The 26,678-nt window shown below is 60.6% G+C and carries 23 protein-coding genes; 15 read left to right on the forward strand and 8 right to left on the reverse strand.

Annotated elements, in window-relative coordinates:
* Positions 1-24 precede the first annotated feature (24 nt).
* The 4 genes from QCL65_RS22385 (at position 25) to tssA (ending at position 8,138) form a co-directional block, all read left to right on the forward strand.
* Entirely contained in the window at positions 25-3,738 is a 3,714-nt protein-coding gene (locus QCL65_RS22385) for a type VI secretion protein IcmF/TssM N-terminal domain-containing protein (RefSeq protein WP_407312709.1), read from the forward strand.
* Between the two features lie 90 nt (positions 3,739-3,828).
* The gene (tssM, locus tag QCL65_RS22390; RefSeq protein ID WP_407312711.1) at positions 3,829-6,303 is read left to right on the forward strand and encodes a type VI secretion system membrane subunit TssM; all 2,475 of its coding nucleotides are present in this window, start codon (positions 3,829-3,831) and stop codon (positions 6,301-6,303) included.
* Positions 6,304-6,454: 151 nt separating this feature from the next.
* On the forward strand, positions 6,455-6,973 hold the full coding sequence (locus QCL65_RS22395) for an Hcp family type VI secretion system effector (protein ID WP_407312713.1): 519 nt from the start codon (positions 6,455-6,457) through the stop codon (positions 6,971-6,973).
* A 97-nt stretch (positions 6,974-7,070) separates the two neighbouring features.
* Positions 7,071-8,138: a type VI secretion system protein TssA gene (gene tssA, locus QCL65_RS22400; RefSeq protein WP_407312716.1), complete on the forward strand. Its 1,068-nt coding sequence runs from the start codon at positions 7,071-7,073 to the stop codon at positions 8,136-8,138.
* Positions 8,139-8,150: 12 nt separating this feature from the next.
* Here tssA and QCL65_RS22405 read toward each other — a convergent pair whose 3' ends face one another.
* Both QCL65_RS22405 and QCL65_RS22410 read right to left on the reverse strand, forming a co-directional pair.
* Positions 8,151-9,269: a lactonase family protein gene (locus QCL65_RS22405; protein ID WP_407312718.1), complete on the reverse strand. Its 1,119-nt coding sequence runs from the start codon at positions 9,267-9,269 to the stop codon at positions 8,151-8,153.
* 95 nt (positions 9,270-9,364) lie between these two features.
* A complete protein-coding gene (locus QCL65_RS22410; RefSeq protein ID WP_407312720.1) occupies positions 9,365-9,826 on the reverse strand; it encodes a winged helix-turn-helix transcriptional regulator in 462 nt (153 codons plus the stop codon).
* A 152-nt stretch (positions 9,827-9,978) separates the two neighbouring features.
* Here QCL65_RS22410 and QCL65_RS22415 point away from each other — a divergent pair, with 152 nt between their 5' ends.
* From QCL65_RS22415 to QCL65_RS22450, 8 genes are all read left to right on the forward strand, one after another.
* Positions 9,979-11,235: an MFS transporter gene (locus QCL65_RS22415; protein ID WP_407312722.1), complete on the forward strand. Its 1,257-nt coding sequence runs from the start codon at positions 9,979-9,981 to the stop codon at positions 11,233-11,235.
* 39 nt (positions 11,236-11,274) lie between these two features.
* The gene (locus QCL65_RS22420; RefSeq protein WP_407312724.1) at positions 11,275-11,637 is read left to right on the forward strand and encodes a 2Fe-2S iron-sulfur cluster-binding protein; all 363 of its coding nucleotides are present in this window, start codon (positions 11,275-11,277) and stop codon (positions 11,635-11,637) included.
* On the forward strand, positions 11,634-12,386 hold the full coding sequence (locus tag QCL65_RS22425; protein WP_407312726.1) for a hypothetical protein: 753 nt from the start codon (positions 11,634-11,636) through the stop codon (positions 12,384-12,386). Before QCL65_RS22420 ends, QCL65_RS22425 begins: the two co-directional genes overlap by 4 nt.
* A gap of 11 nt (positions 12,387-12,397) precedes the next feature.
* On the forward strand, positions 12,398-13,753 hold the full coding sequence (locus QCL65_RS22430) for an acetyl-CoA carboxylase biotin carboxylase subunit family protein (RefSeq protein WP_407312728.1): 1,356 nt from the start codon (positions 12,398-12,400) through the stop codon (positions 13,751-13,753).
* An 11-nt stretch (positions 13,754-13,764) separates the two neighbouring features.
* A complete protein-coding gene (locus QCL65_RS22435; RefSeq protein WP_407312730.1) occupies positions 13,765-15,078 on the forward strand; it encodes an acetyl-CoA carboxylase biotin carboxylase subunit family protein in 1,314 nt (437 codons plus the stop codon).
* Between the two features lie 25 nt (positions 15,079-15,103).
* Entirely contained in the window at positions 15,104-16,333 is a 1,230-nt protein-coding gene (locus tag QCL65_RS22440; RefSeq protein ID WP_407312732.1) for an acetyl-CoA carboxylase biotin carboxylase subunit family protein, read from the forward strand.
* 68 nt (positions 16,334-16,401) lie between these two features.
* The gene (locus QCL65_RS22445; protein ID WP_407312734.1) at positions 16,402-17,298 is read left to right on the forward strand and encodes an EamA family transporter; all 897 of its coding nucleotides are present in this window, start codon (positions 16,402-16,404) and stop codon (positions 17,296-17,298) included.
* A gap of 24 nt (positions 17,299-17,322) precedes the next feature.
* Entirely contained in the window at positions 17,323-18,654 is a 1,332-nt protein-coding gene (locus tag QCL65_RS22450) for an aminotransferase class V-fold PLP-dependent enzyme (protein ID WP_407312736.1), read from the forward strand.
* Here the strand turns inward: QCL65_RS22450 and QCL65_RS22455 are convergent, their stop codons facing one another.
* Positions 18,655-19,503 carry a TIGR03915 family putative DNA repair protein gene (locus tag QCL65_RS22455; protein ID WP_407312738.1) on the reverse strand — a complete coding sequence of 283 codons (849 nt, stop codon included), beginning with the start codon at positions 19,501-19,503 and terminating at the stop codon, positions 18,655-18,657.
* Positions 19,494-20,714 (reverse strand): putative DNA modification/repair radical SAM protein, encoded by a 1,221-nt coding sequence (locus QCL65_RS22460; protein ID WP_407312740.1) that lies wholly within the window; start codon positions 20,712-20,714, stop codon positions 19,494-19,496. Before QCL65_RS22460 ends, QCL65_RS22455 begins: the two co-directional genes overlap by 10 nt.
* Positions 20,715-20,912: 198 nt before the next feature.
* Between QCL65_RS22460 and QCL65_RS22465 the strand changes: the two genes are divergently transcribed.
* From QCL65_RS22465 to dxs, 3 genes are all read left to right on the forward strand, one after another.
* Positions 20,913-21,155: an exodeoxyribonuclease VII small subunit gene (locus QCL65_RS22465; RefSeq protein ID WP_407312742.1), complete on the forward strand. Its 243-nt coding sequence runs from the start codon at positions 20,913-20,915 to the stop codon at positions 21,153-21,155.
* Positions 21,152-22,039, forward strand: a complete 888-nt coding sequence (gene ispA, locus QCL65_RS22470) for a (2E,6E)-farnesyl diphosphate synthase (protein WP_407312744.1) — start codon at positions 21,152-21,154, stop codon at positions 22,037-22,039. Before QCL65_RS22465 ends, ispA begins: the two co-directional genes overlap by 4 nt.
* A 129-nt stretch (positions 22,040-22,168) precedes the next feature.
* Positions 22,169-24,055, forward strand: a complete 1,887-nt coding sequence (gene dxs, locus QCL65_RS22475) for a 1-deoxy-D-xylulose-5-phosphate synthase (RefSeq protein WP_407312746.1) — start codon at positions 22,169-22,171, stop codon at positions 24,053-24,055.
* A gap of 1 nt (position 24,056) precedes the next feature.
* On the opposite strand, the gene QCL65_RS22480 is transcribed toward dxs, so the two are convergent.
* The 4 genes from QCL65_RS22480 to thiL all read right to left on the reverse strand — a co-directional run bounded on the left by QCL65_RS22480 (position 24,057) and on the right by thiL (position 26,676).
* On the reverse strand, positions 24,057-24,485 hold the full coding sequence (locus QCL65_RS22480; protein ID WP_407312748.1) for an MFS transporter: 429 nt from the start codon (positions 24,483-24,485) through the stop codon (positions 24,057-24,059).
* On the reverse strand, positions 24,482-25,099 hold the full coding sequence (gene ribA, locus QCL65_RS22485; protein WP_407312750.1) for a GTP cyclohydrolase II: 618 nt from the start codon (positions 25,097-25,099) through the stop codon (positions 24,482-24,484). Before ribA ends, QCL65_RS22480 begins: the two co-directional genes overlap by 4 nt.
* A gap of 111 nt (positions 25,100-25,210) precedes the next feature.
* Complete coding sequence (locus tag QCL65_RS22490) at positions 25,211-25,714, reverse strand: phosphatidylglycerophosphatase A (RefSeq protein ID WP_407312752.1); 504 nt, start codon at positions 25,712-25,714, stop codon at positions 25,211-25,213.
* Positions 25,711-26,676: a thiamine-phosphate kinase gene (gene thiL / locus QCL65_RS22495; RefSeq protein WP_407312754.1), complete on the reverse strand. Its 966-nt coding sequence runs from the start codon at positions 26,674-26,676 to the stop codon at positions 25,711-25,713. The genes QCL65_RS22490 and thiL overlap by 4 nt, the downstream gene beginning before the upstream one ends.
* Positions 26,677-26,678: the final 2 nt, after the last annotated feature.

The raw sequence follows: 26,678 nt of genomic DNA on the forward strand, positions 1-26,678 counted from the left end.
GCCAGGTTATTGGGTCAGGAAGACATGAAGACATTACTCCGTACATCAAGAAGCTTCTGGTTCATCGTGTCCGTGCTCTGCGCCTTGAGCCTGTTGCTCTGTTGGTTTATCGCTCAGCGCTTGGCGTGGTCGCGTGAATACGTACTGCAAGCCATGGCGCTGATCAGCGCCATGTACCTGTTGCTCATCGTCATGCGCCAATACCAGTGCGTCCGGGCGGAACACAACATCGAAAATCTGCTACAGCGGGAAAACAACCGCTCGCTGAAACGGACCGGTGAGTTTTGCGACCACCAGGTACTGCGCGAACGCCTCAAGCTCGCCATCGCCACGTTGAGTGCCGATCGCGCGGCGGGCGGTGGCAGCATACCGGCGCCGTCCACCCTCCCCTGGTATCTGGTGATGGGCATGTCCGCGTCCGGCAAGACGTCACTGCTGACCCGCTCGGGTCTGTTCGCGAACATCGCAAGCGACAGCACGGTAAGTAACAGCGGTACGCAACACTGTGATTGGTATTTCAGCCCTGACGCCGTGCTGATCGATACGGCCGCGCGCTACCTGCACGACGATCAGTCGGCCCGTGAATTTGCGCAATTCTTGCAACTGCTGAAAAAGCAGCGCAAGAAATCGCCCATCAACGGCTTGGTGCTGGTGGTTAGCCTGCCGGAGCTATTGGAGGCCGGTGTCGAAAAACGTGCCGAGTTGGCAACGAACTTAGCCACACGGCTGCACGAATATGCCGACAGCCTGGGCAGCAACCCTCCAATCTACCTAATGCTGAGCAAAACTGACCAATTGCCTGGCTTCGAGCAAGCATTCGAAAACCTCGACCCAGATGCTCGCAAGCAGCCGTGGGGCATGACGTTCGGGCTGCCGGAGCTGGCCCAGCAAGACCTGGGGGCAATACTAGAAAGCAAGCTCAAAACCCTCTACGGTCGCCTATGCAACCACGTGGATGCCGAGATCACGAGCCGGAGTGAGGGTGCCGCCAGTGCCCTGCTCAACTTTCCACGCTACTTCGAGGGTTTGTCGCAGGTACTCGGCCAATTTCTCAGCCACTTCAGCCAAGCCAGTCGTGGCGCTCCGCTGCTCTTGCGCGGCGTGTATTTTACCAGTGCGGTACAGACCGGCGAGCAACTCAAAAGCGTATACGACGAAATCATGGCGGAGTCATTCGCCCTGAAACCCGGCCTTGAAAGCACTGAAGGCCAACCCTGCGGACAAAAACGCGCCGAACGCAGCTACTTCATTACCGACACCTTCCGCCGGATCATCTTCCCCGACCGAGACCTGAGCCTGTACCAAGCCCAGTCGAGTGGTCAGCCAGTGACCCCGGCGCTTATCGCTCTGACGCTGCTGCTGGGCCTGAGCCTTCTGGGCTGGCAAGCGTTATCTTTTCAGGGCAACCGCCACTGGGTGGCCCTGCTGCAACAGCAATTGAAAGATTTCCAGCACTCCCCTGAGCACTCGCAGCCTTTGGCTTCCGGCGAAGGCCTGGACCTGCTGGGCGAGCAATTGGCGCGCATTGATGAACACCGCGTCCAAGGTGTGCCGTTAGGCCTCAGCGCCGGGCTGTATCGCGGAGCTGATATCTATCAGATCACCCGAACGGCGTATCTGCAGCGATTACGTGTCCAGGTGTTGGAGCCTGTAAATAAAGACCTGCAGTTACAACTGCGTGCGTTCAACGACTTCGCCCAGTCAATGGAACAGCAGCGGAGCAACCCTGCCCCGCGCACGCCAGCCCAGGCCAGCGACGCAGCCGAGCTTTCCGCGGCCACCGGTAGCTTGTCGCTGTCCGAAGAAATGCTTGGACGCCTGGACGAACATCAGGTGGCATCTATCATCGAGGCCTACAACGCCCTCAAACTGTACCTAGTTCTTACCGAGCCGAAGATCCACCCCGACAGTGAGTTCGTCAGCATGGCCCTGCCCGCCGCCTGGGCAAGAACGGCCAGCGCAGCGTCCGCCACCGACGCGCAAATCATCGACAACCACACTCCAATGTACGTGCAGTTACTCAAGGCCGGCCATGCGCCCAGCCTGTCCCGTAACGAGCAATTGATCAGCCAAACCCGCGAAAGCCTGAAATCCTTCATGGTCTCAAGCTCTTTGGTTGACCGCGAGTACTTGCGGCTTCAGCTGGAGTCAAGCCGGCAGTTCCCACCGTTGAGCCTGAGCGACCTAGTTCCGCTCCCGGGCCGCCAGTTGCTGTATGGCACCGAAGCGGTTCCGGCAATCTATACCCGTCAAGGCTGGGAGCAGTTCGTCAAGCCGGAGCTGATCAAGCTGGTTTCGAGCGACCTGCAAAATGAGAGCGACTGGGTGCTGGACGGAGATGGAGGCGACTCCATCGTGCAGAAATCCATATTCATGCGCGAATTCATGAGCCGCTACAAACGCGATTACGCCCAGGCCTGGTACACCCTGGTAGACAGGGTTGGAGTACGTGATTTCACGGACATGGGCAATGCCGCGCAGAAGCTATCGCTGCTCAGCGACGTGCAGAATTCGCCAGTCAAATTGCTGCTGATGCAGGTCAATGAGCAAACCTCGTGGGACCTCCCGGCGCCCCGTGACACCCAGGCCCTTGGCGACAAGCTGGCGGACAATTTCTGGAGCAAGGTCACCGGCGTGCTCGATCATAAAAGCCGCAATGCCGCCCAAGTGGTCTCGCCACTGCCGCCAGTCGACGACGGTACTTTGGCCAAACGCTTCGAGCCGGTGGCCCGTATTTTCGCCCAGCAAAACGCCGATGGTGGCAACGGCACCGTAATGGACCGCTACCTGGCCGCATTGCGCAAACTCAAAGTACGCATCCATAACATCCAGCGCTCCCAGGACATCGGCAAGAGCAGCAAGCAATTGATCAGCGAAACTCTGGAGGGACAGCCCAGCGAGGTGGCCGACGTACGCAATTACGTCGAGACCAGCGTCGACATCAGCCAGGGCGGAATCTCGGCCTCGCTACAGAAGCTTTTCAGCCTACCGATCCAGTTCGCCTGGAATACCTTGCGTGCTCCTGCGGGCAAACAGATCTCTCAGGCCTGGGCCCAACAGGTCGCGCGCCCTTGGGAGCGGGTCATGGCGCACCGCTTCCCCTTCACGGCGAATAGCCGCAATGAGGCATCGGTGAAAGATCTGCAACGCTTTGTCGACCCGGAGTTGGGCCTGCTACCGAACTTCAAGCGCAATGAAATTGGCAATCTCTCCGGCGGCGAAGGCCTGGGGATGGGCGGCAGTGGGAGGCAGGCTGCGCTCGTCGACACACGGATGCTCAATAGCATCGACCACGCCAGCGCACTTGGACAAGTGATCGCTAGCCTATCGGACCGCGAGAACGGCTTCGAGATCATGCTCGAACCCGCACCGAACCTCACCGATATCATCTTTACCTTGGACGGCCAGGTACAGCACTACCGTAACGGCCGGACCAGTTGGGAGCGGTTTTCCTGGCCCGGCACTACGACCGCGCCCGGTGCGCGCATGGATGTCATCACGCTCAGCGGTGAGCGCGTCACCGTGTTCGACTTTCCAGGCCGCTGGGGCTTGCTGAAGATGAGCGATAGCGCCCGCGTGGCCGACCTGGACGGCATCCAACAGCGCCTGAGTTGGAACGCAAAGACCGGGCGGGTCAGTCTGTTGGTGCGTAACTATGGTGGCGTCAAGCTGACGGACCTGGCCAACGTGAAGGCCCTGAATGCGCTCAACGACAGCGGGGGGCGCTACAACCGATGATTAACTGCTTAGGCAAAATGACCGCCAGCGCGGGCTTCATGAGCCTGCGTGAGGCCGCCGATAAGGTACGCGGGCTCGATGGTTGGCCGTATGAATAAGATCAAGAATTACTTTACGCGCTATAAGCCGTACGTACTGGGCATATGTTCTTTGCTGTCGATTATCGTCGTCTGGTCGGTTGGCCACTCCTTAGGGTTCAGCTCGCTGAACGCGTTGATAGCTGGCATCGGGCTGTTCGTGCTGCTTTCGGCGATCTATGTACTGCTGCTTTATCGCGGGGCGTCGCAGCATGACCTCGAAGCTTCACCGCGCGAAGACGCCAGTCAGGCCACGCTCAAGGCCATCCCTCAAGACACATCAGACGTCAGCCTGTTACGCGAGCGCTTACTGCAAAGCCTCGAACGCCAAAAGGGTGATAAAGGATCGAAGTTCAGCCATACGGATTCCCTTTGTGCCTTGCCTTGGTATTTGGTGATCGGGCAACCGGCCGCGGGCAAGAGCACTATGCTTTACCAATCCGGGCTTAACTTCCTCTACACCGAACGCGAAAGCGTGCGGCTGGCTGGCTTGGGCGGAACGCGTGATTGCGACTGGTTTTTCAGCTCAGAGGCCGTGCTGCTGGACACAGCAGGTCGCTACATGGCCAACCAGGAGGATGCCGGTCAGTGGCGGGCGTTTCTGGGGCTGCTACGGCAACATCGGCAAAAGCCCCCCCTTAACGGTTTGATCGTAACAGTAAGTATTGATGACGTCGTGCGAGGCTCTTTAGAGGAACAAGAGCGCATGGCCAAGCGCCTGCGCGAACGCATCCAAGAAACCCACGCACTGCTCGAAGTACGCTTGCCCATCTACCTGGTCTTCACCAAGTGCGATCTGATACCAGGGTTCATGCCCTTCTATGGTCAATTGGAGGAGGCTACTTTTGGTGAGGTAATGGGCAACACCTTTGCCCATGAAGGCTATGCCACAGCGGATTGGGGCCTGCGCTTTGAAGTGGCAATGACCAAGCTGGTTCGCCACTGGCATGCGGTGGCTAGCCAGCATTTGGTCGCGCAAGATATCCACGTGACCCGCCAAGACCCAGCGCTGTATCGCTTCCCTCTCGAGCTGGAAGGCCTGCAACCACATCTCGTCGCATTCGTCGATACTTTGCTCAAGGCCAACCCCTATCAAAGTGCCGAACTGCTGCGCGGATTCTACTTCACCTGCGCTCTGGATGCCGACCAGCCGCAGTTGAGCGGGCACTCCAAGCGCGTGGCCGAGCGTTTCTGCCTGACCCACGCTGGTGAACGTCCCCCTGGCGGAGGCCGCCAGCAGTCGCTATTCATCCATAGCCTATTTCGCCAGGTGATCATTCCAGACCAGCACTTGGTTAATCTGTACAGCACCAATTACCGTAAACGTCGCCGCACGGCGCGGTGGGTGGCGGCCACCTCGCTGGTCGCCCTCCTACTGTGCAGCTTGTGGGGCTGGAGCTACTGGCATAACCACGCAGCTGTGAACGCGATCTACAGCGAGCTGGCCCAGGCCGCCGAGCAGGATCGCCTTGAATCGAGCCGCTACACATCATGGCAAACCCTCGACTGCATGCGGTTTTGGACCGCTCAGTATTACACCTGGCACCACGACGCAGGCGTGCCACTGCGTATGCGCATGGGCCTCTATCAGGGCTATAAAGTGGAATCAGTACTGCGCCGTACGTACTTTTCAGAGCTTGAATCGGTCATGCTCAAGCCCACTGCCGACAACCTGACTCGATCGCTTTACCTACTGCCCACTATCAAGGTGTACCAGCGCGACGCCAAGGTGCTCGCCGCGGTCAAGGCTATCGACAGCATCGAGCCACGGGCCCTGCCGGCGGATAACCGTGCGCATTCAGTAGCCGAGTTCGGCAAAGCCACCCTGGACACCTACCTGATGCTGTCGCGATCACAGCGCGAGAAAGCCGAGCCGGCCTTTCTCAAAGCGAAGATTCCAGACTACTGGTACCCCACCATCGCGCGTCACTTCGGTACCCCCGCCGATTCCGTGAACACCGATTATGGCTTCGCCAGCCGGCAGATCGATTTTTATAGCGAGCAAATCCACGAGCCCGACGTACCTCGCATCATGAACAACGCCTTTTTGGTATCGAGTTCGCGCAACTACATCAACAGTTTGCTCACGCAGTCATTGCGCTCCATAGAAACCATCTCACTGGAGTCCGACACGCTGTTCGCTTTCGCCCGCTCGGACTTCCAAAGCCTGAAAAGCGAGGGCCAGCGGCAGTTGAACGCAATCGCCGGCAAGCTCTTGAGTACGCCCAATGTGGGCAAGATCGTCATCGCCGGTCACGCCGACCCGCTAGGGGATCTTCAGGGCAACCTGCAGGTGTCCAGGGAGCGCGCGCAGACGGTCAAGACCTACCTCATTGGCAAGGGCGTGCCTGCCGAGCTAATCGACGCGGTGGGTGAAGGTAGCGATAAACCGTTGGTCAGGTGCGACATGCAGCAATCCAGGGCACAACTGATTCAGTGCCTGGAGCCTAATAGACGGGTCGAGATCGAGGTGCGGGCGCGTAATTAAGCGGCCGCCGGGATACACCAAGGCTGGGCGGCTCGACGGTCGCCCGAAGCCTGGTTACGAACCTCCTTGACTGTTCAAAGGGGTTAAACGAAGGGCGACGATCTAGCGATAGATCGATGGAAGCTCTACATGCATAAAGGAGATTAAGACCATGGCTTTTGACGCATATATCAAGATCGACGGTGTCGAAGGGGAAGTATTGGACGCGGCCCACAAAGATTGGATCGAGGTACTGGGCTACGAGTACGGTGCAACCCAGCCGACCTCGGCGACCGCCAGTTCTTCGGGCGGCGCGTCTTCGGAGCGGGTGTCGTTGAGCGACTTCAGCATCCGAAAGTCGGTAGATAAGGCCTCTGCTAAGCTCTTCGAAAAATGCTGCCAAGGCGCCCACATCAGCGAGGTCAAGCTGGAAGTATGCCGCGCCGGTGGCGATAAACTGGCCTACCTGATCATTGATTTGGAAGAGGTAATAGTGTCTTCGGTGAATCTAATCGGTGGTGGCAACCAGGGCAGCGAAGACAAGGCCGTCAGTGACCTGCCGGTCGAAGAAATCAAGTTCAACTTCGCTAGCATCAAGATCACCTACATCCAGCAGAACCGTGCCAGCGGTCTGGGCGGCGGTCAAATGGTCGGCGGCTGGAATCGCGCCTTGAACACAACCGTCGGTTGATGGCTTGAACCTAAGCGCCGCCCATGTCTGCGGCGCGTGACGGACATTGTGCCCCTTCTGGGCGCAATATCCTTGACCCAACGACCGCGAGTTCGTTATGCCTGAATTTCCCAATGGTTTATCGCTGACCCGCTTAACGGCACCCATTAACGGATCGAGCGGGGAAGACCTGAGCTTTTCGACCTTGTTTGACCAGATCAAAGAGGCCCGCCGCGCAGATCCCGAGTACCTGACCCAAGGTGACTGGCAAACCGACCTGAAGTCATCGGACTGGGACCTCACCATTGACTTGGCCAACCAAGGCCTGATGCAGCAGAGTAAGGACCTGATGCTGGCCGCCTGGCTCGGCGAAGGCCTGGCGCACAAGTACCACTTCGTCGGCATCACCTTCGCCCTGACCCTGGCTGAACAGCTGCTAGACCAATACTGGGCAGACCTCTACCCCGCCCTCGAAGAAGGCGTAGAGCAACGAGCCGCCCGGTTGGCCTGGCTCAGTGCAACGCTGGCCGACGTCGTCGGCGGCTTACCGGTTACCCAAGGTGAACAATACGGGCTGCTACGCTACGACGAGTCGCGCCACATTGAAAACCTAGCTTTGCAGAATATCAATGCGATGCGCCAGGCCTTGAACGAGGGCAAGATCAACGCTGAGATTTTCCAGCGCTCGGTGGTACTGACCGACACCGATTACTTGCGCACCAAGGCCGGTGAAATCGAAGACAGCCTGAATGCCTGCCACGCCCTGCAACGCACCGTCGACCGGCTGTTAGGAAATGACGCCCCGAGCTTCACGGCGCTGAACGAGATTCTCGTGCGGGCCTGGCAATTGACCGAGCGCATGCTGAAAGAACGTGGCGTCGATTCAGCCCCAGCGCAAGCCACTGCGACCGAAAACCCTGCCCCGGACGATACCGCGCCAGCGCCAGGCAGTGTCTTGACCGCCCTACGCACTGACCCACTCAGCCGTGAAGAAGCATTCACCATGCTGGCCAGCGTCGCCCAATTTTTCAAACAAGTCGAACCTCAAAGCCCGGTGCCTTACCTGGTAGAGCGCGCCATCAAATGGGGCAATATGCCGCTGGAGGGTTGGCTGAGCGATGTCATCAAGGACAGCAATGTGGTCGACAGCATTCGTGACGTATTGGGCACTAAAGAAGCCAAATAACCCCACCCTCAGTCACTTCACCTCGATCCACAACGCCCCTACCCCTGCCGGAGCTTCGCCGACGCGTTTGAGCCCGCCTTCGGGCGACACGGCGTAGCTGCCGATCACATCGCTCTTCTCCCCCGACACCAGCAGCCAATGGCCATCTGGTGAAAAGGCGATGTTACGCGGCTGTTTTTCCTGCACTGAGTAGTTTTCCAGGTAGGTCACCTTGCCATCCTCGGGATCGAGTTTGAACGCCGAGACCGAGCTGCTGGTGCGCTCGGAAATGAACAGCAGCGTGCCGCTGGGGGCAATGCGAATGTCTGCGGCCCAGATGCGAGGCGTGGGGTCGTCCTTGCCATCGTTGTTGCGCGAATCGCGGATGATCCCAGCGCTCAGGCCCAGCCGCTCAGGTATGCCTTGGGCGCTAGAGACTTGGGTCAATGCGCCGGTCTTCGCGTCGATGGCATAGCTCAACACCGCGCCGGCCATTTCGCCGACCACGTAAAGGTATTTGCCGTTGGGTGAGAATGCCAGGTGGCGCGGGCCGAAATTGCTAGGCGTAGCGATAGAGCCCTGGCCGATGGGGGTCAGCGTGCCCGCTTGGGCGTCCAGGCGGTATTGCAGCACTTGGTCCACGCCCAGGTTACCGGCGTAAACGAAACGGTTACTGGGGTCGCTGCGCACGGAATGGGCGTGCAGGCCGGTTTTGTAGATTTGCGGAGCTTTGTCGCCCAGCAGGTGATCGGCAGCAATGGCCTGCAGGCTGATAAGGTCGCCGCCGTAGGACGCGGCCATCAGCCATCGGCCGCTGCGGTCGGTCGCCAGGTACGCCATGCTGTCGGCCAAGGGGGCTTCGGATTGGGCTTTCAATTCCCCACTTTGTGGGTCGATCTGGTAGCCCACCACCTTAAAGGGCTTGGCGCGAACCGCGGCGAACAGGGCCTTGCCGTCGGGGGTGATGGCGCTGGGGCCAACCTGCGCGCCAACACTGGTCTTGTTTACCACGCTCAACGCCCCCGTCTGATCGTCAAAGCGATACTGGGTGATCAGGCCGTCGCCCGGGCTAGAGACATAGACGAAATGGGCGGCAGATGCCTGAAAGGAAACAGCGACCAGAACGGCGGCCAGCAGCGGTGCTTTTTTCATGAACGTGCCTTTGATTATTTTTATGGTGGTACGTCATCATATGACTGTAACGAGGGACCGGCAAGGTCTCTGTAATCGCGCTTTTTAAAGGGCGATCAGGCCCTTGGTTCTCTGACGATCCGGCGCCGGTGAACATCGCGCGGCCCCAGCAAAGTGCCGCGGATCGAGCGCACCGCAATTGGCTCTACCGGCTGGGAACGATCGTTGTCGAGCAGAATAGAATGCACCTCACCACTTTCGAACAAGTAGCGCTCCCCCCATTGCCGCAGGCTGACCACAATGGGGAAGACGGCGCGGCCCTTTTCGGTCAACGCATACTCCTTGTAAGCGCTGCCGTCCGAGGCTGGTTGTATGACGAATATGCCGATTTCGACCAATGCTTTTAAGCGGGCCGCCAGAATATTCTTGGCCAGGCCCAGGCTTTTCTGAAATTCGCTGAAACGTCGAATATCGTCGAAAGCGTCACGAATAATCATTAATGACCAGCGATCACCTATGGCCTCCAATGTTCGGGCCACCGGACACTCGCTGCATTCCAAAGACGCTTGTTTAGCCATTTACCCATTCCACCTCATGATGATATTCGAGCGAAGCGGTGTGCATCTGTGTAGGAAATTTCACAAAAAAGCGGTTGCAGATAAAAACCAGGTTTGTTAGAAAACCAACCATTGGTATTCAAACGAAACCAGTTCGCTTCCAAGGACGGCTTATGACACTTCACCGAAGTGCGCAATTTGGACCGCTGCCCCCTCGCTCGACCCCCGGATCCGCAGACGAATATCTCACATTACCCACGTCTGAAAATTCTTTGACAAACACAATGACGTTATTGTTCGCCGCAACGTGCGGTCTGGCTGTGGCCAACGTCTATTTCGCTCAGCCCTTGTTAGACGCTATGGCTCGCAGCCTAGCGGTTTCGCCTAGCGCTATCGGTATTGTAGTCACCGCTACGCAGCTCGGTTATGCCGCAGGCTTGCTGCTGATCGTGCCCTTGGGGGACATGCTCAATCGTAAAGCCCTCATCCTCGGGCAGTTGGTCGTTTCAGCCCTGGCCCTGGCGTTGGTAGCAATGGCCGCGCAATGGGCGGCATTGCTTGGCAGCTTGGTGGTTGTGGGGCTGATGGCGGTGGTGGTGCAGGTATTGGTGGGCTATACCGCCGCCCTCGCCCGCCCGGAGCAACGCGGACGGGCCATTGGCCGGGTCACGAGCGGGATCGTATTGGGCATCCTGCTGGCACGCCTGGCCTCCGGCGTGATCGCTGACCTGGCAGGCTGGCGGGCCGTTTATTTCACCTCGGCCGCGCTGATGCTGGGGATGGCCGGCGTCCTATGCAAGGTGATGCCCGCACCCCCGCAGGTCACGCTGAAACTGTCATACGGGCAACTGCTGAAATCGGTGCTCCTGCTATTCGTGAGCGAGCGCGTACTGCGCGATCGGGGGGTGCTGGCGCTGTTGATCTTTGCGGCGTTCAGTGTGCTGTGGACCGGTATGGCGCTGCCGCTCAGCGCGCCCCCGCTGTCACTGTCTACTTCCCAGATTGGCCTATTCGGCCTGGCTGGCATCGTCGGTGCTTTAGCCGCGAGTCGAGCCGGCGTCTGGGCTGATCGTGGCCTTGGCCAGCGCACCAGTGGCATCGCCCTGGCCCTGCTCTGCCTGGCCTGGCTGCCGATCGGTTGGGGCGAACAATCGCTGCTGGCCCTGGCCGTCGGCGTAGTGATGCTGGATTTCGCCGTGCAGGCGGTGCACGTGACCAATCAGAGCTTGATCTTCGCCGCGCGCCCAGACGCGCAAAGCCGGTTGGTGGGCGCCTATATGTGCTTTTACTCGATAGGCAGCGCCCTGGGGGCGGTTTCTGCCACCCAGACCTATGGGCTCTGGGGCTGGGCCGGGGTGTGCTGGCTAGGTGGGTTGATCAGCCTGGCCGCAGGGCTCTACTGGCTGACCCTGAGTTTGACCGGGCGCTGAGTCCACTGCCCAGACTTTTAACGTGACATTGAGGCTTACATGGCTTGCCACAAACTGAGCATCGCCTGCCGCGAGCTGGAATTTCTGCTGCCAGAAAAAGCGCGAATGACCGACATCGAATACGAGCCCGACGGCCAAGGGGTCATCCCATTTGGCTGCCGCAGCGGTGCCTGTGGTACCTGCGTGATCAAGGTGCTCGCGGGCGCAGAGCAACTCGACGCCATGGGCAATGACGAGAAGGACTTTATCGAAATGCTCGGTTATTGCAGTGCAAGCCATCGCCTGGCCTGCCAGACCCGCTTGCACGGGGCAGTGACGATCGCAGCCGCGGAGCAGGCAAGTCTCTACACACCTTCTTCCCAAACCCCTTGTTCCCTAGAACCGAAAGGAGTCAAACCATGAACAACCGCGTCAAGCATGTCGGCTACGGCGACCGCACCCCCTACCTCGGCGCCGCCGGCGCGCAAACCCTGCGTGAGCGGATTGACGGACAGATCGATCGACAGATCAAGCAGTGGTACGCCACCGTGCCCGAAGCGGCGCACCTGGAGGGCAAGAAGGTCGACAGCCATTACTACCAGCGCCACTTGATCGAGACCGCCTGGCGCATTCGCTTGCTGCGGGTCAGCGAGGCTAAGGCGCTGGCCGAAATCGCCAAAGTGAGCCCCGAGGCTGCGCAAATTTGGGCGCACTACGAACAAGAAGAAATGCTCCACGACGAATTGTTCATCCAGGACCTGCAACGCGCCGGCGTGAGCCGTGAGCGCTTCTTGGCGACCGAACCCTACCTGTCGACCAAACTGCTGAGCGGTTTTTTCTCCTACCTGCTCGACCACGAAGGCCCACTGGGCGTTGTCGCTTATTCGTATTTGGTGGAATACGTCAACGTCAAACTGGAGCCACGCAAACTCGACGCGCTGAAGGGCTCGGTGGGGGCCGGCAACATTGCCGGGCAAGTCTCCCATTCACACACCGACGTAAACGATGACCACCCCGGCGAAGTCTGGGCGGCCTTGCGCTTTTTGATCAAAAACGACGACGACATCGTTTCGCTCGAACGTTATCTGGCCGAGCACCAACGGATCCTGGCCATGTACTTCACTGAGTTGTACCAAGACACCCTGGCCGAAAAACACGGCCAAGCAGCCTGAGGGAAATGGTGATGGAAGATGAAGCGCACGGCGTTTTGCTACTGAGCCACTGCGGCTATTCATTTCTGGAAGACCTGCGGGACCTATTACTGGCGCGTAACGTCAAGTGTTTCGTGCTGTCGTCGCAGCCCCTGCCAGCCGACCCCACCCGGCTGAAGCAGATCGAGGGCTGGAGCGACCGCCTCTACGCCACGGCAAGCCACCAACTGGAGTGGGCCGATGTCCAGCGCACCTTGGAGGCGCTGCACGCCGAAGGTGAAAAGGTGCGCTGCTGTATCACGGTGTGGGAGGGTTATCGCCATTTGATGGCCGGCGCCAATCAGGCTTTGAGGATTCACGACCTGCACCCTGACAAAGTGCTGGATCTGCGCGACAAATTGCGTACCCGTCGCGAACTGTTCAATAAAGACTTGTCTCGCTGCCGTGGCGAAAAACTGACCCAAGCCAAGCTCGACCACCTCAAGCAAGACGGCCGGCGCTACTTTATCAAGCCGGTGCACGGTATCGCCTCCTATGCCGCCTTCCCCATGCGGCCCGATACCCAGTGGTCGACGCTCCAGCAGATCGCCCGGGACGCTGCCCAAGACACCGTGTACGCCTCTGCTTTCAATGGCGAGCTGGAGTTCATGGTCGAAAGCTATATCGACGGCAAAGAATTCAGTTTTGAGGTCATGGCGGTGGGCGGCGACATTTACGTCGTAGCCATTCACGAAAAATGTGAGCTCACCGAGACTGCCGACACGGTATTGGAAAACTGCTGTATCAGCCCTCCTGTCAGCCTGAGCCAAGGGGAAGTTGCCCAGGGCATCAGCTGGGTCGCCCGAATGCTCGAGCACCTGAAGCTGCTATGGGGTTGCTTTCATATCGAGGCGCGTTACACCAATGCCGGCTGGGACCTCATTGAGATCAACCCGCGCGTGGGCGGCGCTCTGATTTCCCATAGCGTGGCGCAGATGAACCACGGTTGCGGCATTTTGGCGATGTGGCTCGATTTGCTGCGTTGGGGCAGCGGCCCCAGTGACGCCCGGCGAAAAACTTACAAAGAGCGCCTTGCCGGGGCCTCGTATAACTCCGAGGGTCATCGGGCGGGCAAAGTTGGTACGTTTTTCCGGGTGTATTTCGCGCAGCCGGGCGTGCTTGAACGGGTCGATGTGCAACCGTTAGAGCTGCAGCCGGTAGTAAGTCACGTGCTGCTCAAAGCCGGCGACGAGATAGTGCCCCAAGCCCGGGAAGTCTTCCTCGGGCAGATGCTCTGGAAGTACGACCTGGAGCACCAGACCCGCACGTTCAAAAAGCTCGTCGGCCTCTCGGCGCAGGCCATCGATATCCGCTACAGAGAACCCGTTCACCAGACAACCTTGGCTTGAGGGAGGCCACGATGCGCGCTATGGCACCTGCGTTACTGATCATCGACTACAACTTGAGCCGGGTCGGCGATGTGGCTCATCTGCGCGAGTATGCTCGCCGCGCCTATGGATTACAGACCTGGTTGATCCGTCATCATCCAAGCGCCCATGACCTGGCCATGTGCGACCAGGTGTTCGACCTCGACCCACTGGCGCTCGACTTCGTCGAGCAAGCCTGCCAGGCCCTCGGCCAACAGGCCTCATGCATCCGTGCAGGCCTGGTATTTTCCGATAATGCCGTGGCCAGCGGCGCACGCTTGCTCGAACGCCTGGGCCTACTGGTAGACGACGCCGCTCTGGCGGCCGGAGCGTTCGACAAGTACCAATATCGCTGCAGCGAAACCGCTCGGCAGGCTGAACTGGCAGGCACTGGCCTGATGCTGCCAGCGTACGTCGCCGTGCGCAGCATCGACGACCTGCTGGGCTTCGCTCAGGGGCAACCGCAAGGTTTCGTGGTCAAACCCATGTGTGAGGGGAATAACCGCGGCGTGGTGCGCGTCGAGCCCGGCACCGACGTACGGTCGGCGTTCGCGGAAGTTGCCCACTTTGTGCCGCAGGGGGTGATCGCGGAACAGGTGATCCCCTATGCCCGCGAATACTCTTGGGATGGCTTGGGCGAACTGGCTTTTATCACCGAAAAGGTCAGCGCCAGTGGCCGTTACCCCGTCGAGGTCGCGCAGATCCTGCCTGCGCGCCTGAACGCTCTGGAGCGAGAAACCCTGAGCCGCGCCGGCGGGCAGATCAACCGCTTGATCGGGCAACGGCATGGCCCTTTTCATAACGAAATCAAACTCAGCGACGACGGTACCCGCGCCGCGGCGGTAGAGCCGAATCGACGCCCCGCCGGCATGAAAATCTGGACACTGGCCCGCTGGGTGTATGGCGTCGACCTCTATCGGGCATGGGTCGATTCCCTCATGGGCCAGGCACTGCCCACTACGCTGGGAACGCCCCGATGTGCCGCCGCGACAGTGATGCTCGGGGTGCCCGAGGACCAGGTGTTTACCGCGTTTGCGCAAGAACCGCAGGTATTGCTGGCGGCGCTGCTGGCGACTGCGTCCTGTCACCACCTGGCACCCGATGAACTGGAGGCCCACCACTTCACTTGGCTCGACCCCAAGCCACGGCTCATCCACCGGATCGCACGCGACAACAATGATTTTGCCGCCCAGGTGTGCATCGTACTGCGTAACCCGGCCGCCGACATCCACGCGGTAGTCAACACCTTGCGTGGGCAATGGCTAACCGCGCTGCAGGCCGCCCCTAAATCACTTAAGGCCTCGTGAGGCCGCCCTCGCTAAGGAAGCGCCGATGAACATTTTGATCCTGCACCGCGTGCCGTATGCGCGTATCGAGTACCACCGTGGCATCGACCATAACCTGCACCAGGTGACCTACTTCGGCAAACAAGCGGCCATCGACAGCTTGCCCCCCACATTGCGTTGCCGCGCGGTGGTGCGCGCCGGCGCGGCGAGCGCGTTCGAAGAAGCCAGCGCGTGGCTGCGCCAATGCCCCCAGCGCTTCGACCGGATCATTTCGCTTTCCGAATACGAATTGCTGGACGCCGCACAATTGCGCGAAGCCTTCGCCGTGGCGGGCCCCTGCGTGCGGGAAGTCACCCTGGTGCGGCACAAAGTGCACATGAAAGAAGCCGTCGCGCGCCAAGGCTTGCGGGTGCCGCGCTTTATGCCGATGGTCACTTTTATCGACCGCCCACAAAGCATCCCCTGGGCGGGTAGGACCGTGATCAAACCCCATAGCGGCGCCTCCAGCGTAGACGTTGAGATTCACCCCACCCCGTTGGCTGCCTGGGAACGTGCGGCATTGCAAATGGCTAGCGGGGGTTGGGCAGTGAACGACTTCCAAGTGGAGGAATACATTGACGGCCCAGTCCGCCACTTCGACGGGTTGGTGCAGGACGGGCAACTGCTTGCCTTGATCGCCAGCGAATACGTCGGCACTTGCCTGGCCTATATGGCGCAGGGCGCCCCCTTGGGCTCGGTGCAACTGGACACGGACGCCCGCCAGCGGCAGTGGGTCGAGCGCGTGCTTAGCGCGGTGGAAATCACCCAGGGCGCCTTCCACCTGGAAGCAATCATGGATGGCCATGAGCCGGTGTTTCTTGAAGTCGGCAACCGCGTGGGTGGCGCGGATGTAGTGACGACGTTCGAAATGGCGACGGGTATTCACTTGCCCTCCTTTGAGCTGCGCATCTTGACCGATGGCCAGCCGGTCCAGCCCTGGCTGCCCAAGCAAGCCGTTACGCCGGGCTTCGGTTGGTTCGCGTTTGCCGGGCATACCCTGCACCCAGCAACGTTCAACGGGCTCGTAGGAGCCGAGCCTTTTCGCAGCAGCGAGGCGATCGTGCAATGGCATGAGTTGCCCTATGGCAGCGCCCTGCCCGCCCATGTCACCTACTCCGCCCACGAAGCGCCGCTCACCGGCATTGTGCGGCATAGCGACGCCGCGAAAACCCGGGCTTGGTTGCAGCAGCTATTGGCCACGGTCGGTTTGGCCAAAGGTAACGCCGCGGTCGCCTGACGGCACAAGGATGGGCGCGTGAAGCCTGCGCGCCCAACACGGATCACACCTGCAAGGTTATGCAATCCATGAAACTTCGACATTTGCTGCTAGCGGTTCTGATCACTGCCATATGGGGCCTGAATTTCTCGATCATCAAGCTGGGCCTGGCGACGGTCGACCCTTTTATCCTGGCGGGTATCCGTTTCACATTGTGCGCCTTGCCGGCGGTGTTTTTTATCCGCAAGCCTAATGTGCCTTGGCAATACTGGGTGGGCTACGGCCTGATCTTCGGGATCGGGCTATGGGGCATGGTCAACTTGGGGATCAAGACCGGTCTGTCAGCCGGCATTGCCTCACTGGTGCTACAGTTCAGTGCGTTTTTCACCTTGTTGCTGGGCTCATGGGTGTTCAAGGAGGCACTGACCCGCTATCAATTGGCCGGCATGGCCATTGCGCTCAGCGGATTGATCTGCGTCATCTTCATCATTGATGGCTCGGTCACCCTTACAGGCCTGGCCCTGGTGCTTTTTGGCGCCGCCGCCTGGAGCGTAGCCAACATCATTAATAAGAAAGCCAGCACCCGGGAAGTGTTTGCGTTTCTGGTGTGGTCGAGCCTGGTGTCGCCCATCCCCCTCTTCGCCCTGGACTACGCCGTCAACGGCACGGCCGGCTATGTCGCCCTTGCTCAGCAGTTGGACATGACCGCTGTGGTGTCGATCCTGTTTCAGGTTTACCCCAATACCCTGTTTGCCTACTGGGTATGGAATTCGCTGCTCAAGACTTATCCGGTTTCCACCGTCGCGCCACTGTCATTACTGGTGCCCCTGTTCGGCATGCTGGGTTCGGTGCTGATCTTCGATGAAAGCCTCCCAGCCACTAAGGCGTGGGCCATGTTGTTGATCGTGCTGGGGCTGATAGTGGGCCTGTACGGCCAGCGCTTGGCGCGCCTGCTGGCAAGCCGACGGATTCAACCTGCCGCCTGATTTTTCTGACAAGGAGCGTTATAAATGTCTTTCCCCCGCCGTGGTTTCATCAAAGCTGCCGTCACCGCTGGTATGGTGACCAGCCCACTGCTGGGCACTGCCAGCCCGGCCGCCGAGAGGAGCACCATGCCCCCTATGAACCCCGCCGATTGGGCTTCGGTCAGAAGCCAATTCAGCCTGTCCCCTGAACAGGTGCACCTGTCCAATTTTTTCCTGGCTTCCAACCCTTTGCCGGTGCGTGAAGCCATGGCGCGACACCGTGAGGCCTTCGATCGCAACCCCTACACCTACCTCGAAGACCACATGTTCGCCAAGCCAGAAGACATGCTTTGGCGCCAGGTGACCAGCGCTGCAGCCCGCTACATCGGCGGGCGCCCTGAAGACGTGGCGCTGACCACCAGCACCACCCAGGGCTTGGCGCTGATTTACAACGGCCTACGCTTGCGCCCAGGTCAGGAAATCCTCACCACCGAACACGAGTGGTACACCCATGACGAAGCCATGCGCCTGGCGAACCTGAAGAGCGGTGCGAGCATTCGGCGCATCAGCCTTTATGGGCAGCGCAGCGACGTGAGCGCCGAGGCCATGGTGGCCAAGGTTCAGGCGGCGGTGCGCGCTAATACGCGGGTAGTGGCAATGACCTGGGTGCACTCGGGCAGTGGCGTGCGCCTGCCCATTCAAGCCATGGCCCACATGCTCGCCGAAGCTAACAAGCAGCGTAGTGAAGACCAACAGATTCTGTTCGTGGTCGACGGCGTTCATGGCTTTGGTTGCGTGGATGAGGACGTTGCCCAACTTGGCTGCGATTTTTTCAGCGCCGGCACCCACAAATGGATTCTAGGCCCCCACGGTACGGGCGTGCTGTGGGCTAAACCGGAACGTTGGAAACTCATCAGCCCGACGATCCCCAGCCTGATGGCTCCGGAACTGAACAACGCCTGGCGCCAGGAACGCGCCCCACAAGGGCCAACAGAAGCCGCTTGGGTCAGCCCGGGCGGTTTCATGGCCTTCGAAAACCAGTGGGGCACGCTGGAAGCGTTTGAATTTATCCAGCGCATCGGCCGCCAACGCATCGCCGAGCGTGTGGCCGAACTCAACGGCCAGCTCAAGCAGGGCTTGTTGGCGATGCCCCACGTGACCTTGCACACGCCGTTGGAGGCCCAGCACTCAGCGGGTATCGTGTGCTGCGAAGTTCAGGGGCGAACGCCGCGCGAGGTCGTCGCCGAGTTGAAACAGCAAAACATCATTGCCAGTGCGACGCCCTACCGGCACTCGACCGTGCGGTTCTCCGCAGGCATCGTCAACAGCCCCGCCGATATTGATAAAGCCCTGGCCGCCATGGCCAAACTGGGCTGACTAGGTTTTACCGAGGCGGATCTGCTTGCCTTCGCGCGCGCCGATCAAGCTAGCCTGGCCGTCACGCTGCTTGCCGTGCCGGGCCTCGCTGATCAGGGCAGGGATCAATGGCCCCTCAGGCAGGTTCTTCCAGAACCGCGCGGGCAAATGCCCTTGCATAACCTTGGGGTTGAGCCGGGCCGGGTTGAAAATGTGGCTGTAGTAGGTGAGCCATAATGCGCCGTGGGGGTCTTCCACCTGTTGCGCCAACTGTTGCCAGGCCGGGGGGCACTGGCGTTGGTGATGCAGTTGCTCACCGTCAAAATAAACCCCATCCCCAGGGGTTGCGATCAACCAGCGATGCCGACCCATGCGCCCGATAAAGTGTTCGCTGGCGCTGCGCAGAATGTCATGGTCCGGCTCATGCCAGGCCACGTACTGCGGCTGCGCGATGGCTTCGGCGGCCTCTGTTTGCGGTAATTCCACAAAACGTAAAAACGCATGCAGGTGGTGCGCTTCACGGCGCACCTGTTTGAGCCGCCGATGCAACTCGCTGCCCAGGCGATCACCGGCCAGCATCGCGGTACGGTCGCCATGACTGACGCGCCAAAGCACCTCATACAGCAGGCTCCAGCGCTGCTCCCCACGATACTGGGCAGAGCTTTCCAGCAGTTCCAGTAGCTGTCGTGGAATGCGTACCACTAAAGGCCCCAGCGCCTCGGGGTATTGCTGGTCGGTGGCGAAGAGATCGGCCGCCTCGGGGGCGGCCCAACTGACCTGGCTAGGGTCTACCTGATGGCTCAACAGCCAACGCGCCTGCTGGCGCCAGCGTTCGAACAAGCCGTCGCAGTCAAGGCAAATCACCCCCATAACCCCATCTGCTGGGGTTGCGGGCGGTCGCGCAGTTGTTCGCGCAGAATCGGGCTGCTGCTTTCACTTTGCGGCGGGTGATAGTCGCTGGTAATGAAAAATGGCTTGGCTTTGGCCAGTACGCAGCGCATACGCGTGAGGTCTTCGTAGCGGATCCGACGCTGGCGCCTCAGTTCCACGAGCCGCTGGGTAGTACGGATGCCTATTCCGGGAATGCGCGCGATCAATGCGGGCTCGGCAAGGTTGAGGTCGAGCGGGAACACTGACCGGTTGTCCAACGCCCAAGCCAGCTTGGGGTCGATGTCCAAGGCCAGATCGCCGGGCCCCTTGAGCAGTTCGCCGGCCCGGTAGCCGTAACTGCGCAGGAGGAAATCGGCCTGGTACAGGCGGTGCTCGCGCATCAACGGGGGCGCTGCCAGGGGTACACTTTTGGGACTGTTGGGTATGGGGCTAAAAGCCGAGTAATAGACGCGCTTGAGACGAAAATTGCCATACAGCGACTCCGCACTGAGCAGGATGGTGCTGTCGTCGGTGTCGTCGGCGCCCACGATGAGTTGCGTGCTTTGCCCCGCAGGGGTGAAGCGCGGCGCCCGCGGCTCGTTCAATACCGTTTGCTGGCCGGTATAGATGGTTTGCATTGCCTGCTTGATCGATGCGACATTCTTTTCCGGCGCCAGGGCTTGCAGCCCGGCGTCGGTGGGCAACTCAATGTTCACGCTGAGGCGGTCGGCATAGCGGCCGGCTTCGGCGATCAACAGTGGATCGGCGTCCGGTATGGTCTTGAGGTGAATGTAACCGCGAAACTCGTGTTTTTCCCGCAGCAGCTTGGCGACTCGATTCAACTGCTCCATGGTGTAGTCGGCCGAGCGGATGATGCCGGAGCTCAGAAACAGCCCGCTGACACAGTTACGCCGATAGAAATCCAAAGTCAGTTCGACTACTTCTTCCGGGCTGAAACGCGCTCGTGGCACGTCGCTGGAGCGCCGATTGACGCAATACTGGCAGTCGTACAAGCAGAAGTTGGTGAGGAGGATCTTCAACAACGAAACGCAGCGGCCGTCGGGGGTATAGCTATGGCAAATGCCCATACCGTTGGTCGAGCCAAGGCCAGCCTTGCCTTGGGAGCTGCGCTTGGGCGCCCCACTACTGGCGCAGGAGGCATCATACTTGGCGGCATCGGCGAGAATGCCGAGCTTTTCGATCAACTGCATCAGGGCAACCCTATACTGTTTTTTTGTACAGTATAGAGTTAAGCTCCAGCGCTCAAGACCCGCCGTGCGAATAGAATCACCATTGGTCGGCGGTTCTTATAGCGGTGCGAAATCGCGCCGCGAAGTTGCCTTGTATTTGCCCGCGCTTACAGGCTCTGCTAGTGTCGCGCGGTTTGAACATCTGTAGAGACCGCTGCCATGGCCCGCAAGAAAGTGACCCCGGATTTCGAGCAGTCCCTCGCCCAGCTGCAGACATTGGTCGAGCGCCTGGAAAACGGCGAGCTGTCGTTGGAAGACTCCTTGACTGCCTTCGAGCAAGGCATCGGCCTGACTCGCGACTGTCAAAGCGCGCTGGCTCAGGCCGAGCAAAAGGTGCAGATACTGCTCGAGCGCGATGGCGAGCTGGCCGAGGAACCCTTGGATGTGGACTTGCCTGAATGATCGCTGCCTACCAGGCCCGCTGCCAGGCCAGGGTTGATCTGGCCCTGGAAAACCTGTTCGTCGCCCCTTCCGAAGAATTGCAGCGCCTTTACGAGGCAATGCGTTACAGCGTCATGAATGGCGGCAAACGTGTGCGCCCGCTGCTGGTGTACGCCGCCTGTCAGGCGCTGGGAGTCGAGCCAGAGCGGGCCAACGGCGCGGCCTGCGCTGTCGAGCTGATCCACGCCTATTCCCTGGTGCACGATGACCTGCCGGCCATGGACGACGATGACCTGCGCCGCGGCCAGCCGACCACCCACAAGGCTTTCGACGAAGCGTGCGCGATCCTCGCGGGCGACGGCTTGCAGAGCCTGGCTTTCAGCGCTTTGCTAGACCCTACGCTGAGCCCGCAAAGCGAAGCGATTCGCCTGCAGATGGTCCAGGTACTGGCCAAGGCCGCAGGTCCGGCGGGCATGGTGGGCGGCCAGGCGATCGACCTGGGTTCGGTGGGCAAAAAACTCGACCAGCAGGCTCTCGAGTTTATGCACAGGCATAAAACTGGGGCGCTGATCGAGGCCAGTGTGCGCCTGGGCGCCCTCGCCAGTGAGCAGGCCGAGAACGACGAACTCAAAGCCCTGCAGACCTACGCCCGTGCCGTGGGCCTGGCATTTCAGGTGCAAGACGACATACTTGACGTAGAAAGCGACACCGCAACCTTGGGTAAACGCCAGGGCGCCGACATTGCCCGAGACAAGCCTACCTACCCAGCGTTATTGGGCCTGGAAGCTGCCAAGCTGTATGCGTTGGAGCTACGCGACCAGGCCTTGCATGCCCTGCGCCCCTTCAACTCGGCGGCTGAGCCGCTGCGTGACCTGGCGCGCTTTGTGGTTGAACGACGCAGCTGAAATACCGAGGGGCGGCGGCTTTGCCCCTTCACCCGCTAGACCGATGGCCCGCCCTACTCGCTACAGCAGCTTGCGCAGCAATGAGGTAAACTGCTTTTTCTTCAAGCCTAAGATGATCGACTTCGCCTGATGCCCACGACGTTTCAAGAGATTCCCCGCGAACGCCCCCTGACGCCCCTGCTGGACAGCGCCGACACGCCAGCGGGCTTACGCCGCCTGGGTGAAGCGGAGCTGGAAACCCTGGCAGACGAACTGCGCCTGGAACTGCTCTACTCAGTCGGCCAGACAGGCGGGCACTTCGGTGCTGGGCTGGGTGTCATCGAGCTGACCATTGCCCTGCACTACGTCTTCGATACCCCCGACGACCGGCTGGTATGGGATGTCGGTCATCAGGCATACCCGCATAAAATCCTCACCGGTCGCCGCGCGCGCATGTCGACGCTGCGTCAGAAAGACGGTGTGGCCGCTTTCCCACGGCGCGCCGAGAGCGAATACGACACCTTTGGCGTAGGCCATTCCAGCACGTCCATCAGCGCTGCGTTGGGCATGGCGATTGCGGCCCGTTTACAGGGCAGCGAGCGCAAGTCCATCGCCGTGATCGGCGACGGCGCCCTGACCGCCGGCATGGCCTTCGAGGCGCTGAACCACGCGCCCGAGGTCAACGCCAATATGTTGGTGATCCTCAACGACAACGACATGTCGATCTCACGCAACGTCGGCGGGCTGTCGAATTATCTGGCGAAAATTCTTTCCAGCCGCACCTACGCAAGTATGCGCGAGGGCAGCAAGAAGGTGTTGTCGCGCCTGCCCGGGGCTTGGGAAATTGCCCGCCGCACCGAAGAGTACGCCAAAGGCATGCTGGTGCCAGGCACCCTGTTCGAGGAGCTGGGCTGGAACTACATCGGCCCCATCGACGGCCACGACTTGCCCACCCTGGTCGCGACGCTGCGCAATATGCGCGACCTGCCGGGGCCACAGTTTCTGCACGTGGTCACCAAAAAAGGCAAAGGTTTCGCACCCGCTGAAGTCGACCCCATTGGCTACCACGCCATTACCAAGCTGGAACCCTTGGACGCCCCGCCGCCCAAGCCGGCCAGCGGCCCCAAGTATTCGTCGGTGTTTGGCCAGTGGCTGTGTGACATGGCCGCGGCCGACTCGCGCTTGGTCGGCATCACGCCGGCCATGAAGGAAGGCTCGGACCTGGTCGCGTTCAGCGAGCTTTATCCAGAACGCTACTTCGATGTGGCAATCGCCGAGCAGCATGCCGTGACGTTCGCCGCGGGTATGGCGTGCGAAGGCGCCAAACCGGTGGTGGCGATCTACTCCACGTTCCTGCAGCGGGCGTATGACCAATTGATCCACGATGTCGCCGTGCAGAACCTCGATGTTCTGTTCGCCATCGACCGCGCCGGCTTGGTCGGCGAAGACGGCCCAACCCATGCCGGCAGCTATGACCTTTCGTACCTGCGCTGCATTCCGGGCATGCTGGTGATGACCCCTAGCGACGAGAACGAATTGCGCCGCCTGCTCAGCACCGGGCATTTGTACAACGGCCCTGCCGCCGTTCGCTACCCCCGCGGCACGGGCCCGAACGCCCCTATCGAAGGTGGCCTGGAGCCACTCGACATCGGTAAGGGTGTGGTACGTCGGCAGGGAACCCGGGTCGCGATCCTGGCGTTTGGCGTGCAATTGGCCGACGCTTTAGTCGTCGCAGCCGAGCTGGATGCGACGGTGGTCGACATGCGCTTCGTCAAGCCTCTGGATGAGGCGTTGGTCAGGCAATTGGCCAATGACCATGAGCTGCTGGTGACCATTGAAGAGAACGCGATCATGGGGGGCGCTGGCTCCGCAGTGAGCGAGTTCCTGGCCCGTGAAGGCGTGCTCAAGCCCATGCTGCATCTGGGCTTGCCCGACAGCTACGTCGAACATGCCAAGCCTGCGCAGATGCTGGCAGAGTGTGGTTTGGACGCCCAGGGCATTGGCGCGGCGATCCGCCAGCGGTTGGCTCGGCTCTGAGTCAGGCGGCGGCATCAAACTGCGCTGGGATGCGGTAAAGGTAAAGCAGGAACGCGCTGCACAGCGCCAGCATGCATTGCCCCAATGGGTGCAGGCCGCAGAACACCGCCAGTGCGGCCACCCACGCGGGCAAGCCGGCGCATAAAAAGCCCAGGCGCCGCACCCTTGCCAGGTTGATCCAGGCGGCCGGTTCGTCAGCAGTATCGAGAGCCTTTCCAGTAGTCGCCAGTGCCTCTTTGAAGGCTGCGAGCCGCGCCAGGCTAAGGAATATCGAGGCCACCCCGGCGACGAATAAAGGTAGCGCCAGCACCGGAATGCTAGGCTCGGTGCCGCCAAATGCCCAACTGATCACAAAGAGCGGCAGCAGGGTCAACGCCAATTGCTGCCACCAGGCAACCGCCAGCCGACGGTGTACCTGAGAGCGGGTCACGCCGGCCCGACCTCACTCTGGTGTTCGCTACCCATCATATGCCCCAGCTTGCCGGCTTTGGTCGCCAGGTAATACTTATTGTGCGGATTATGCCCGGTATGCAAAGGCACCCGCTCGGCGACCGTGATGCCCATGGCAGCCAAGGCTGCCACCTTGCGTGGGTTGTTGGTCATCAAACGCAGTGCCTTGACCCCCAGGTGCTCGAGCATGGGTAGGCAGATGCCATAGTCGCGTTGGTCCGCGGCGAATCCTAGGCGTTCGTTGGCTTCGACGGTATCAGCCCCGCCGTCCTGCAATTCATAGGCGCGAATCTTGTTCAGCAAACCAATGCCGCGCCCTTCCTGGCGCAGGTACAACAGCACGCCGCGGCCCTCACGGGCAATGGCCTGCAAGGCCGCTTCCAGTTGCGAGCCGCAGTCGCAACGCTGGCTGAACAGGGCGTCACCGGTCAGGCACTCTGAATGCATACGGCCTAACACCGGCGCGCCGTCGCCCACATCACCCAGGCTTAGCACGACATGTTCGCGGCCGGTGGCCTGGTCGAGAAAACCGTGCATGGTAAATACAGCGAAGGGTGTAGGCAGCTGAGAAGCGGCGACGAAAACGACGGGCACCGGGTGCTCCTGATTCTGTGAACGAGGCAAGGGTTGCATTGTAACAGCAGGTTCCTGCAGACGCTTAGGCTGAATTTCCAGGGATAAAGATCGTTCGGTTCGATCGTTCGATCAGGCGAACATCCAGACCAGCCCTTGCATGGCCAGCCAGGCGAACACACCCGCCAGCACGTCATCGAGCATAATCCCGACGCCACCATGCACGTGCTTGTCGATCCAACGAATCGGCCACGGCTTGAGGATGTCGAAGAACCTGAACACCAGGAACCCCACGAGCAGCCAGTACCAACCCTCAGGCACCAGCCACAGGGTGATCCACATGCCGACCATTTCGTCCCAGACGATGCCTTCATGGTCATGCACGCGCAGGTCATCGGCGACTTTTCCGCATAGCCAGAAGCCAAACAACATGGTGATGCCAAGCATCAGCCAGTAACCCCAGTCGGGCAACATCTGCCACAGCGGGATAAATGGCACTGCCACCATGGAGCCCCAGGTGCCCGGTGCCTTGGGCAGGGTGCCGGAACCAAAACCGAACGCTATGAAGTGCCAGGGATTACGCCAGACCGACGGCGGGACAAATTCCGCTGGGACCTGGTTGGGATGATCTGTCACGGTGTCTCCCGAAAATGTTGATAGCCCCGTACCGGCGGGGTGATGTCTTGGCCTCGCTCGTCGATCAGGCTGACGCCGTGACCCACTACAGCACAGCCGACCACGGTAATGGGCCAACCAGCCGCTTGCAGCGCGGATAAATGGTGTGGCGGCAGGGTAAACGCCAGCACGTAGTCGTCGCCACCGGTCAACGCAGCGTCGCGTGCCGCATCCAGCCCTAGAAAGGCGACTAATGCATTCGACAGTGGCAGGCGGGCGCGTTCAACTTGCAAGGCCAGCCCTGAGGCCAGGGCGATATGCCCACAGTCGGCCAACAGGCCGTCGGAAATATCCAACGCGGCGCTGGCTAAGCCGCGCAAGGCGCAGCCCAGCGCAAATTGGGGTGCGGGTGACCAGTAGCGGGCCAATAGCGGCTCGGCCACTTCAGCGCCAGCGCTGCGCTGGCCAAGGACCAGAGGCAAGGCACCGGCCGCGTCCCCCAAGGGACCACCCACGCACAGCAAATCCCCTGCACGTGCGCCGCCGCGGGTTAGCGCCGCGCCTGCGGGCGTGCTGCCGAATACCGTTAGGGTGATGCTGAGGGGGCCACGGGTGGTGTCGCCCCCTACCAAGCGCAATGGCCCGCCGGCCGCCATTTGCCCGAGGCCGGCACTGAAGGCTTGCAACCACGACGCCGCAAACTGCGGCAACGTGAGCGCCAGGGTAAAGCCGATGGGTGTAGCCCCCATGGCGGCCAAGTCGCTGGCCGCCACTGCCAGGCTGCGCTGCCCCAGTAGAAAAGGGTCGCAGCCAACAGGGAAGTGGACGCCTTCGACCAGGGTGTCGGTGGACACTGCCAGGTGCTCCCCGGCCCCCAGCGCCAGCAGCGCGCAATCGTCGCCGATGCCCAGCGCCACGGCACCACCGGGCTGCGCACAAGGCGCCGCAGCAAAGTAATGACGGATCAGCTCGAACTCGCCCATGG

The organism is Pseudomonas sp. nanlin1 (assembly GCF_045571515.1).
In the GTDB taxonomy this organism is placed as follows: Bacteria; Pseudomonadota; Gammaproteobacteria; order Pseudomonadales; family Pseudomonadaceae; genus Aquipseudomonas.

Coding starts and splice junctions, on each gene's coding strand:
- QCL65_RS22385 (WP_407312709.1), top strand. CDS start 25: ATGAAGACATTACTCCGTACATCAAGAAGCTTCTGGTTCATCGTGTCC.
- tssM (WP_407312711.1), top strand. CDS start 3,829: ATGAATAAGATCAAGAATTACTTTACGCGCTATAAGCCGTACGTACTG.
- QCL65_RS22395 (WP_407312713.1), top strand. CDS start 6,455: ATGGCTTTTGACGCATATATCAAGATCGACGGTGTCGAAGGGGAAGTA.
- tssA (WP_407312716.1), top strand. CDS start 7,071: ATGCCTGAATTTCCCAATGGTTTATCGCTGACCCGCTTAACGGCACCC.
- QCL65_RS22405 (WP_407312718.1), bottom strand. CDS start 9,269: ATGAAAAAAGCACCGCTGCTGGCCGCCGTTCTGGTCGCTGTTTCCTTT.
- QCL65_RS22410 (WP_407312720.1), bottom strand. CDS start 9,826: ATGGCTAAACAAGCGTCTTTGGAATGCAGCGAGTGTCCGGTGGCCCGA.
- QCL65_RS22415 (WP_407312722.1), top strand. CDS start 9,979: ATGACACTTCACCGAAGTGCGCAATTTGGACCGCTGCCCCCTCGCTCG.
- QCL65_RS22420 (WP_407312724.1), top strand. CDS start 11,275: ATGGCTTGCCACAAACTGAGCATCGCCTGCCGCGAGCTGGAATTTCTG.
- QCL65_RS22425 (WP_407312726.1), top strand. CDS start 11,634: ATGAACAACCGCGTCAAGCATGTCGGCTACGGCGACCGCACCCCCTAC.
- QCL65_RS22430 (WP_407312728.1), top strand. CDS start 12,398: ATGGAAGATGAAGCGCACGGCGTTTTGCTACTGAGCCACTGCGGCTAT.
- QCL65_RS22435 (WP_407312730.1), top strand. CDS start 13,765: ATGCGCGCTATGGCACCTGCGTTACTGATCATCGACTACAACTTGAGC.
- QCL65_RS22440 (WP_407312732.1), top strand. CDS start 15,104: ATGAACATTTTGATCCTGCACCGCGTGCCGTATGCGCGTATCGAGTAC.
- QCL65_RS22445 (WP_407312734.1), top strand. CDS start 16,402: ATGAAACTTCGACATTTGCTGCTAGCGGTTCTGATCACTGCCATATGG.
- QCL65_RS22450 (WP_407312736.1), top strand. CDS start 17,323: ATGTCTTTCCCCCGCCGTGGTTTCATCAAAGCTGCCGTCACCGCTGGT.
- QCL65_RS22455 (WP_407312738.1), bottom strand. CDS start 19,503: ATGGGGGTGATTTGCCTTGACTGCGACGGCTTGTTCGAACGCTGGCGC.
- QCL65_RS22460 (WP_407312740.1), bottom strand. CDS start 20,714: ATGCAGTTGATCGAAAAGCTCGGCATTCTCGCCGATGCCGCCAAGTAT.
- QCL65_RS22465 (WP_407312742.1), top strand. CDS start 20,913: ATGGCCCGCAAGAAAGTGACCCCGGATTTCGAGCAGTCCCTCGCCCAG.
- ispA (WP_407312744.1), top strand. CDS start 21,152: ATGATCGCTGCCTACCAGGCCCGCTGCCAGGCCAGGGTTGATCTGGCC.
- dxs (WP_407312746.1), top strand. CDS start 22,169: ATGCCCACGACGTTTCAAGAGATTCCCCGCGAACGCCCCCTGACGCCC.
- thiL (WP_407312754.1), bottom strand. CDS start 26,676: ATGGGCGAGTTCGAGCTGATCCGTCATTACTTTGCTGCGGCGCCTTGT.